Below are 9,802 nucleotides of genomic sequence, written 5' to 3'. Positions count from 1 at the left end.
GACAGACTGGTTGTCCAACGGAGTTCCTGCCGACAGTGATCTTGGTCGATTTCTGTTCTAGCAGGGACTCCGTTGGCTGTTTCACCAGGCTTGACAACCAGCCCCAAACACTAACTACGCGGCATTGCCCCTAACCCCGTACAACAACGGCCAAACCCCCGTCCCACAACGGCCAACACTCCCGGGAAATTCCTCCTCCCCGGGAGTGTTGGCCGTTGTCGTACGCCGAGTTGGCCGTTATGGACGCCGAGTTGGCCCAAGTCGTACGCCACGTTGGCCGTTGTGGGACGGCGGCGGGGCGGGGCGGAGGGGTGAAACCCCCACGACGAGGGTTCTCGTGTCTTCTCCGTACGGCCTGGAGCATGCAGACCACACCCCGATGAGCGGCCCCTGCAACCTGCGTAACCCTTGCCTCCCAACGTGACGGGGGCCGCTCATCGGGGTGTGGTTGGCTGGCGGAAGGCCGTACGGAGAAGACACGAGCCCTCGGAGCCACGCTGGAACCGGCCCCGGCAGCCCAGACCCCGCCCCGCAACCTGCTCATCCCGGGTGTTGATCTGCCCCACCCCTCCGGTGGTCTGCCCGGCCGGCGAGGCCATCCCTTTTTGATCTTCAGTTTCGTTACGAAGAGGCAAGAGCGAAGATCAAGTGCGTCCTCGCCGGACGGGCAGGAATCAAAGGATGGGGGGAAGAACAAAGTCAAGAGCAGAGAGCAGTGCTCGTGTGCGGTTCCCCATCCCCGTCAGCCCTCCGATACCAAACCACATCTCACCGAGCGGCCCCCGTCACGCTGGCCAGGATTGGCGACGGTTTGTGTTGCAGGGCCACTCGGTGAGATGCGGTGTGTCCTCTCCAGGCTGACGGGGATGGGGAACCGCTCGGGGGAAGTTTTCGAAAAGCCACCCCCGCCACCGGTTTTCGGGCTTCGCCCGGTCGCAGCTGCCTATGGCGTACAACAACGGCCAACGTGCCGTACGACAACGGCCAACTCGGCGTCCGTAACGGCCAACTCGGTGTACGACAACGGCCAACACGCTGGTTAAGGGTGGGGGATGCCGTCCCAGCGGATGGCGAGGGTGCCGGGGCCTACGTCTTGGGCGGTGGCGTGTACTGAGCCGGCGGCGGAGACGGTGAGGGCGCGGCGGCGGGTGCCGGTTGGGGAGGCCAGGGGGCTGGTTACCTGGTAGGCGCGTTGGGGGAGGGCTTCGGGGTGGAAGCGGATTTCGGCCAGGTAGTCGCGGACCGGGCGGCGGAATTTGCGGCAGAACAGGTCGCCATGGCGGGGTGGGGCGCCTGCGGGGCTGATGATCTCGAACTCCATCATCACCGTCTCGCCGCGGCTCAGCGGTTCGTCGAAGAGGAGTTCGGCGGCCATCAGGCCGGTGTCGGGGTGGACGGCGAGGTTGCCCAGGCGGCAGTGTCGCAGGGGGACCAGGTCGGCGGCGGCGCCTCGGGGGTGGCGGGGGTCGTAGACCACCAGCCAGCGGTCGGCGCCGTCGGCGTCGGCGCGCAGGACCTGTTTGACGCGCAGGCTTTGCTGTCTTCCGTCGCGGCCGACCTCGACCAGGTCGTGCTGGCTCAGGCGGGTCAGCAGTTCGTCCGAGCTGGTGTCCACTGTGGACAGTAGGGTGCCCAGGAGGTCTCGGCGGGACCAGAGTTGTTCCACCGTGGGGGTGGCGACCGGGGCCATGGCGTGTCTGCCTCGGGGGCGGGGTGGGCCGACCAGCATCCGCAGCGCCGCTTCGGGCAGGCCGAGCACGGCTTCCAGGTGGCCCAGCACCACGAAGGAGTCGTCGCGTTCTGGCTGGCGGCGGCCGGATTGCCAGTTGCTCAGGGTGGCCACGCTGACGGTGGCGCCGCGGGCGCGTAATCGGTGCTGCACCCGGTCCAGGCTCAGGCCGCTGGCCTGGATCGCGGCGCGCAGGGCGGCCGGGAAAGGGCCGGTGCTCAGCAGGGTGGTCAGGTCGGGGGAGGAGACGGCCAGCGTCATGGAGTTGGTCCCGTTGGTCTCGTAAGGGCAGGGGCGAGACGTGGCGTACGGGATCAGCGACAGGCCGCGGAGGCCACCCGGACAAGGTCGATGTGACCCCGGGTGGTCAGGATTTCCTGCGGTGCCATGGGTTGGACGCTAGGGGCGGTGGTTTCGCGCTGTCAACGGCTCTCACGTGGTGGACAGCCTCGACGCCTGGCCACGCCCCTGCTGGTTCAGGTGCGTAGCCAGGCTCGCCAGATGGCCCAGTGTGTGAGGCCCCGTCACCACTGGGAACCGCTTCAGGATTGCGGTTTCCCGTGGCGGCGGGAGACTGCAATCCTGAGCGAAGGCACCGACGATCGGTGCAGGCCATCAGAGTGATGCGGTTAGGCCATCAGCATCAGGCACAGGTGAGTTTCGCCTCGGCCCAGTCCGCGTGGTCGTAGTTGATGTTGTCGCCGCCGTCGGTGACGACCAGCCGGAGTTGTTCGGCGTCACTGACATCGGCGGTGATCGCGGTGGCGGCCCCGGCTCCGGTCAGCACTCCGGTGGCCGCTTTTCGGGTGCTGTCGGCGTGCACTTCGAAGACCACCGAGCCGTTGGCTCCGGCCACCTCGTCGTCGATGCCGACCTGGGCGGTGAAGGTGGTGCATTTGCGGCCCAGGTACACGGTGATCTCGCTGCGCGCGTGCACGCCGATGCCCTTGGGGTAGGTGACGCCGCCGATGGTCAGCGGCTTGCCGTCACCGGCGGGCTGGTTGCCGTTGCTGCGGTCCTTCTCGGCCGGGCCCCAGCCGTTGGCCACGCCCTGCCAGTCCAGGTCGGAGATCTGCGAGGTGCCCGCGGGCGGCGGGGTCTGCGCGCCGACCCGGCTGACCCGGTACATCACGGTGCCGTGTGCGGGCACCGAGGCGCTGATCGCGCCGGTGCTGGTGCGGGTGGCCTTGGACCACAGGTCCTTGAGCCGGAAGTTGTTGCCGGACAGGCCGATTTCCGCGGCGGTGGTGTTGATGGTGGCGGCCGAGCCGTTCTCGTTGAACAGCGCCACCGCGACATCGCCGTTGGCCAGGGGCTTGGCGATCACGTAGGTGCCGCCGGAGGCTTTGATCTGCTTGCCCTGCACGCCTTTGGCGTCCTGGTCGACGTCGATGACGTCCTTGTTGAGCAGGGTGGTGAAGTTCTCCTGGTTGACCTTGCGCAGGTCGGCGCCGATGAGCAGGGGCGCGGCCATGATGGCCCACAGGCTGAAGTGCGAGCGGTATTCGGTGGGGGTCATGCCGCCGTTGCCGACTTCGAGCATGTCGGGGTCGTTCCACGCGCCGGGTTTGGCGTACTGCGCGAGCGGCAGGTTCTTCTTGAAGATCTGCACCATCTTGGCCCAGGTGTCGTTGATGTCACTGGTGGTGCGCCACAGGTTTCCGGTGTCCTGGGCCCATTCCCACGGCTTGTTCTGACCCCATTCGCAGATGGAGAACACGATGGGGCGGCCGGTGGCCTTGAGCGCGTCGCGCATTTTGCGGTAGCGCATCTTGGCGTCCACGCCCTGGTTGTTGCAGTTGTCATATTTGAGGTAGTCCACGCCCCAGCTGGCGAAGAGCCTGGCGTCCTGTTCCTCGTGGTTGAGTCCGCCGGGGAAACCGGCCGTGTTGCAGGTCTTGGTGCCGGCACTGGTGTAGATGCCGAACTTGAGACCCTTGCTGTGCACGTAGTCGGCGACGAACTTGATGCCGCGCGGGAAGCGTTTGGGGTCGGGTTCCAGGTTGCCCTGGGCGTTGCGGGTGGTCTTGGCCCAGCAGTCGTCGATGTTGACGTATTGGTAGCCAACGTCCTTGAGGCCCTTGGTCACGAAGATGTCGGCCATGTCCATGACCATCTTCTCGTTGAACTCCGCACGGCAGTGCGTGGTGTTCCAGTTGTTGAAGCCCATCGGGGGTGTGCGGGCCAGGCCGTTCTCCAGTGCCTCGGCCTGTGGCGCGGCCACGGTGGTCAGCACGAGTCCGGTCGCGGCGATCACGGTGGATGCCGCGGCCAGTACGGCCGTCAGTCTTCTGCGCACGATAACTCCTTGTCCGGCAACGGGTTTCGCGGCGGCGAGGTGAGTTTTAGGACAGGCCCCATGGCTTGCCGGGGTTGCTGATCCGGACCGGTTCGATGGTCAGCTCGGGCATCGCGCCCTGCGGGTAGATCACCGCGGTGCCGCCGCGGGCCAGGTCGAACTCGGCCACGCCGCCGGGCAGTTCGCGGAAGACGATCGGCGAGCCGTCCGGGCGGCTGACCTGGATCGGCCGCTGGATGCCGTGCCGCACCTTGCACGGCGAACCCGCTTTGCTGTGCACCGACACCCACCGGGTGCGGCCGCCCTTGCGGACCGCGCTGACCTCGAAGGCGCCCTCGGTGAGGAAGCGGTCCACGGTGACATCGGCCCAGCCGCGCGGCACCGCCGGGAAGATCCGGATGAACTCGCCCCAGCTCTGCACGAGCATGTCGTGCAGGGATTGCGCCGCGGACAGCGGGGTTTCCACCACCGGGCTGCCCTCGCGGTACATGGTGTTCTCGGTGACCGGGTACCGGGTGCTGGGGTCGAAGAACTTCAGCAGGTAGGCCAGTGCCTCATCACCGCGGCCGAGTCCGGCCAGCATGGAGGCGGCGCCGGTGTAGCTGTAGCCGCGGTGCGCGCCCTGGATGGCGTGCCAGTGCTTGATCGAGGTGTCGATCAGCGTGCGCTGCGCGGGATCGTCGCCGGTGATCTCATACAGCGGGTAGACCATCAGCAGGTGCGAGTAGTGCCGGTGCGACTTCTCGTACGGCACCCCGGCGCCGATCATGAACCCGTTCTTGTCGGTCGGGTAGGGCACCAGGTCACGCAGCACCTGCCGCCACTTCGCGGCCAGCGGATCGTTCGTGCCGAGTTTCTCGTTGGCGTACAACAGGGTCCGGCAGCCCCAGCGGATCAGCGCGAGGTCGTAGTTGCAGTCCGGCGCGTTGCCGTACTCGGGGGAGTGGGTTTCCGGCAGGTGCAGCTTGCCGTCGCCGCCGGGCTTGAGGAAGTGCAGGTAGTAGTTGATGGACCGGCGCAGGATCGGGAAAATCGTGTCCCGCAGGATGGCGATGTCCATGGTGTGCCGGTAGGTCAGCCACACGTTGTGCAGGGTCCAGGTCAGGTTGCCGGTCTCCGGGCTGCCGCCGCCGTCTCCGGGGCGGGCCACGTAACTGCCCTTGAGCGTGGTCCGGTCGGTGCTGCGGCCCACGCCCGCGGAGTCGTGCTGGTACTCCGGCCGGACATTCTTGATCAGCTGCGCCTGGTTGTCCCGCAGCGTGCTGGTGATCGCGTCCAGTTCGACGTGGTTGCTGCCGTGGATGAGCCAGTATTCGAGCTGCACGTTCAGGTTCCACCACACCGCGGGCCAGCCGGTGGGCTCGAACCAGGGCCCGCAGGTGGCCATCACGGTGCCGCCTGCCCTGGTGCCGGTGGCGGTCTTGTAGAGCTGGATCCACCAGAAGCTCTGCAGCCGCTGGTCCGGCAGCGAGACGAAGCTCTTGCGGTAGAAGGCGTGCCACCACTCGCGGTGGCTGGCCACCAGCGCGGCCACCCCGAGGTCGGCGGCGTCCCGGACCAGTGTCAGCGCCTCGGCTTCGGCGGTGCGGGCCGGGAAGCTGTGCGCCACCGCCAGCAGCAGGGTGTGCTCGCCGGAGGTCCAGGCCGGGTCGCGGTAGGCGGTGGCGGTCTGCCCGCCTGCCAGCATCTCCTGGCGCACCACCTGCTCCGCGCCGTTGGTCCCGCGCACCGGCTCGGGGTTGTGGGTGTAGCCGCTGGGCGGGTCGGGCCGGGTGCTGACCGCGGGTTCGGGGTGGAAGACCCAGCGCACCCGCTCACCGCCGCTGGGGGTCACCTGGGCCAGCAGCACCGAGCGGGTGGTGTGGATGAACGCCCGCACCTTCAGCGTGCCGGCCGAGGTGGTGATGGTGCCGGTGAACTCGCCGTGCCACAGGTCCAGGCGCCAGTCCACGCCGGTGATCGTGCCCGCGGGTTCCAGGGTGAGGTGGCCGACCGGCAACCGGCACACGCCGTGCCCGCTGCCGAACTGCGGCCGGTGGTCCTGCACCTCGGCGTGCTGCACGCTGAACCGGATCGCGTTCTTGCCCGGTTCCTTGCGGATGATCGACCCGAGCCGCCCGTCCCCGAGGAAGGGCCCCTGCCACCACTCGGCGGGCAGCTTCTGCCACACCGGGTCCTGCGCGCCCAGGAACTTCGCCCAGTCCAGCTCGGACCCTCCGGCGATCCCCGGCTCCGGGGCAGGGCTCTCCGCCGGTGCGGCGGTGGCTACCGGCGCGGCGGCGCCTGCCACTCCGGCCGCCGCGGTGGCGGCCAGGAAGGTCCGGCGAGAAAGATCCCATCTCTGCTCATCCATTGATAAGCCTCTTTCGCTTCCATGGATGGGCCGATGGCGGCATTTCGACCCCGATGTCGTGCACGAAGCTAGGAGTGAAGCCCCCGGCGAGTCAATGCTCCGACAAGGTAAGAGATCGGATGTATAGGTTTTCGAACCGGGTCAGCGCGGACAAAAAAGACCCCCGGCGCGCAGTGCACCGGGGGTCTGGTTCTCGCTGGTCAGCGGCTCGCGAGGGACTCCTCGGCGGCGGCCAGCCACTCGCGCCACTGCGCGGCCTGGGCCTCGGCCTCCTTGGCCTTGCGGTCGTTGCCCGCCGAACGCGCCTTGGCCGCCTGCGACTCGAACTGCTCGACCCGCTCGCGGAACTGGGCGACCCTGGCCTCAGCCTCGGGGTCGGAGCGGCGCCACTGCGCGTCGACCGCCCCGCGCACCTTCTCCTCGACCGCGCGCAGCCTGCCCTCCAGCTCGCGCACCCGCTCCCGCGGCACCTTGCCGATCGCGTCCCAGCGTTCCTGCAGCTTGTACAGCGCGCCGCGGGCGGCCTCCAGGCCACCGGCGCCTGCCGGATCGATCTGCTCGGCCTCGGCCAGCAGCTCTTCCTTGAGCTTGGCGTTCTCGCCGAACTCCGCGTCCCGCTCGGAGAAGGCGTCACTGCGACGGGCGAAGAACTTGTCCTGCGCGCCGCGGAAACGCTGCCACAGCGCGTCGTCCGCGTCCTTGGGGGCCCGACCGGCGGCCTTCCACTCGGTCATCAGGTCCTTGTAGCGGGTCGCGGTGTCGCCCCAGTCGCCGGACTCGGCGATCCGCTCGGCCTCCTCCACGATCTCCTGCTTGCGCTGCTTCGCGGTGGACCGCTGCCGGTCCAGGTCCGCGAAGTGCGAGCCGCGCCGCCGGTTGAAGGCGTCCCTGGCCTTGGCGAAGCGCCGCCAGAGTTGCTCGTCGGTCTTGCGGTCGACCCCGCGCACGGCCTTCCACTCGTCCAGCATCTGGCGCAGCCGGTCCCCGGCCACCTTCCACTGCGTGGACTCGTTGGCCAGGCCTTCGGCCTCGTCGACCAGGGCCTGTTTCTTGGCCACCGCCTCGACCCTGGCGGCCTCCTTGGCCACCTTGCCCGCCTCGACCGCGGCCTCAGCCTTGATCACCAGCGCGTCCAGCTTCGTGGCCAGCGCGGCCAGGTCGCCGACCACATGGGCCTCGGCCAGGCTCTCCTTGATGGTGCGCACGCTGGTCAGGGCCTGCTTGGGGTCCCCGGCGCCGGAGGTCAGCCGGGTGTCCAGCAGTTCGACCTCGGTGCGCACGTCATCGAAGCGGCGCGCGAAATGCGCCAGCCCCTCGGCGGGCTCGCCCGCCTGCCATGACCCGATCGACCGCTCGCCGTCCGCGGTGCGCACATATACGGTGCCATCGGCATCGACCCTGCCCCAGCGGCCTGGATCGTCGGACGCGACCGGCACCGTTGGTGCCGGACCCGTTCCGCCTGGGTGCTGCGCCGGTGTGGCCGCAGCTACAGTCGCCAGGTTCGTGTCCTGGTCCGTCATCGCCGGCTCCTCCTTGACTGCCCGCCTCGCTCGCCCGCACCCGATCTGCGGGCGCCCCGCAGCAGCGGGGCCAGTGCACGTCGTCGAGGACCGGCACTCGCGGTCCTCGACGCCGCATTCAAACAGGTCAGGGCCGCCGGTGGTACTCCTGGGCCAGGTTGTGACCTTGCTTTTGCCTACGGTTGCCCCCGAGCGAGCCCCACTAGCCTTGATGCTCGTGATCGCCCGAGTCGCCTTCGCGCCCCATCCACCCCTGTTGGTACCCGAACTGGTGACCGGAGCCGCCACCGAGACGGAACCCCTGCGGCGGGCCTGCCGCGCCGCCGCCGCCACCCTCACCCAGATGGCCGACCACTGGTGGGTGATAGCCGTTGACCAGGCCGGACCCAAGATCATCGGTCCGGAGGCCAGGGGCACCTTCGCCGGGTTCGGTGTGCACCTGGAGGTCGACCTGGGCCGCGGCCAGGGTCCGGCCGACCCGGAGCTGCCGGTCCCGGCGCTGATCGCGGGCTGGCTGCGTGCGCACGCGGGCGCACGTTCGGTGACGGTCCAGCTGCTGCCCGCGGATCTTTCCCCGGCCGAGTGCCTGGAACTGGGGACAGCGCTGGCAACGGGACCCGAGCGCACCGCCCTGCTCGTGCTCGCCGACTCCTCGGCCCGGCTGACCCCGCGCTCCCCGGTGCCCCCGGATCCACGCGCCCCGGAGTTCGACGCCCAGATCTCCAGCGCACTGGCCACCGGCGACCCCGCCCCGCTGACCGCGCTGGACCCGGCCCTGGCCGCCGAGCTGTGGGCACACGGCCGAGCCGCCTACCAGGTCGCCGGAGCCGCCACCGCCGGCCGCGGCTGGCAGGCCGACCTCCTCTACTCCGACTGCCCCTACGGCGTCGGCTACCACGTGGCCACCTGGACCTGACCCCATCGAGTTGGCCCAACTCGTACGGCGAGTTTGCCCAAGTGGGCGTACGAGTTGGGCCAACTCGTACGCTCGGCTGGTGAGTCGTATGTGTCCCCTCGCGATCGTCGGCCCCACCGCTGCCGGTAAGTCCGGGCTTGGCGTGCGACTGGCCCGGCGACTGGGTGGCGAGGTGGTCAACGCCGATGCCGCCCAGCTCTACCGGGGCATGGACATCGGCACCGCCAAGCTCACCGAGGCCGAGCGGGACGGCGTGCCGCACCACCTGCTCGACGTCCTGGAGGTCACCGAGACCGCCGCGGTCGCGGCCTACCAGCGGCAGGCGCGGGCCAAGGTCGAGGAGCTGCTCGCCGCGGGCCGGACACCGATCCTCGTCGGCGGCTCCGGCCTGTACGTGCAGTCCGTGCTGGACGACCTGGAGTTCCCCGGCACCGACCCGGAACTGCGCGCACAACTGGAGGCCGAACTCGCCGAGGCCGGCTCCGCCGTGCTGCACGACCGGCTCGCCGAACAGGATCCCGTCGCGGCCGCCTCGATCCTGCCCAGCAACGGGCGCCGGGTGGTCCGCGCGCTGGAGGTCATCCGGCTCACCGGCCGTCCCTTCTCCGCCACGCTGCCTGTTCCCGGCCCCGCCCGCTACGGCACGGTGATCATCGGCCTGGCTCCTGACCTGCCGCTGCTGGACGCCCGGATCAACGCCAGGGTCACCGAGATGTTCGCCGCCGGACTGGTCGACGAGGTGCGCGAACTGGAGGCGATCGGCCTGCGGGACGGGCTCACCGCGTCCAGGGCCCTGGGCTACCAGCAGGTCCTGGCCGCCTTCGACGGCGCGCACGACCTGGCCACCGCCGCCGAGCTGACCGCGCAGGCCACCCGGCGCTTCGTCCGGCGGCAGCGCTCCTGGTTCCGCAGGGACAAGCGCACGCACTGGTTCGACCCGGCGGACCCCGGCCTGGACCAGGCCGTGCTGGACGTACTCTGAAGC

Annotated in this window: 7 protein-coding genes; 2 read left to right on the top strand and 5 right to left on the bottom strand. The window is 69.4% G+C overall.

Going from position 1 to position 9,802, the window contains the following annotated elements; all coding sequences use genetic code 11:
* Window positions 1-1,039: 1,039 nt before the first annotated feature.
* The 5 genes from ACTOWY_RS29390 to ACTOWY_RS29370 form a co-directional block, all read right to left on the bottom strand.
* Entirely contained in the window at window positions 1,040-1,990 is a 951-nt protein-coding gene (locus tag ACTOWY_RS29390) for a hypothetical protein (protein ID WP_441312844.1), read from the bottom strand.
* Window positions 1,991-2,043: 53 nt separating this feature from the next.
* Window positions 2,044-2,118: a putative leader peptide gene (locus ACTOWY_RS29385; protein WP_374205783.1), complete on the bottom strand. Its 75-nt coding sequence runs from the start codon at window positions 2,116-2,118 to the stop codon at window positions 2,044-2,046.
* Between the two features lie 254 nt (window positions 2,119-2,372).
* Window positions 2,373-3,899 (bottom strand): NPCBM/NEW2 domain-containing protein, encoded by a 1,527-nt coding sequence (locus tag ACTOWY_RS29380; RefSeq protein WP_441312853.1) that lies wholly within the window; start codon window positions 3,897-3,899, stop codon window positions 2,373-2,375.
* A 175-nt stretch (window positions 3,900-4,074) separates the two neighbouring features.
* On the bottom strand, window positions 4,075-6,381 hold the full coding sequence (locus ACTOWY_RS29375; RefSeq protein ID WP_441312843.1) for a glycosyl hydrolase family 95 catalytic domain-containing protein: 2,307 nt from the start codon (window positions 6,379-6,381) through the stop codon (window positions 4,075-4,077).
* Between the two features lie 200 nt (window positions 6,382-6,581).
* On the bottom strand, window positions 6,582-7,901 hold the full coding sequence (locus ACTOWY_RS29370) for a DUF349 domain-containing protein (protein WP_247758751.1): 1,320 nt from the start codon (window positions 7,899-7,901) through the stop codon (window positions 6,582-6,584).
* A 211-nt stretch (window positions 7,902-8,112) separates the two neighbouring features.
* On the opposite strand from ACTOWY_RS29370, the gene ACTOWY_RS29365 reads away from it, so the two are divergent.
* On the top strand, window positions 8,113-8,817 hold the full coding sequence (locus ACTOWY_RS29365; protein ID WP_441312842.1) for a class III extradiol dioxygenase subunit B-like domain-containing protein: 705 nt from the start codon (window positions 8,113-8,115) through the stop codon (window positions 8,815-8,817).
* Window positions 8,818-8,905: 88 nt separating this feature from the next.
* Window positions 8,906-9,799, top strand: coding sequence for a tRNA (adenosine(37)-N6)-dimethylallyltransferase MiaA (gene miaA / locus ACTOWY_RS29360; protein ID WP_441312852.1), 894 nt, complete (start codon window positions 8,906-8,908; stop codon window positions 9,797-9,799).
* Window positions 9,800-9,802: the final 3 nt, after the last annotated feature.

The sequence above is a fragment of the Crossiella sp. CA198 genome (assembly GCF_052078295.1).
Taxonomy (GTDB): domain Bacteria; phylum Actinomycetota; class Actinomycetes; order Mycobacteriales; family Pseudonocardiaceae; genus Crossiella.
The sequence above is the reverse complement of the archived record's forward strand: the minus strand, read 5'-3'. Positions and strand labels throughout refer to the sequence as shown.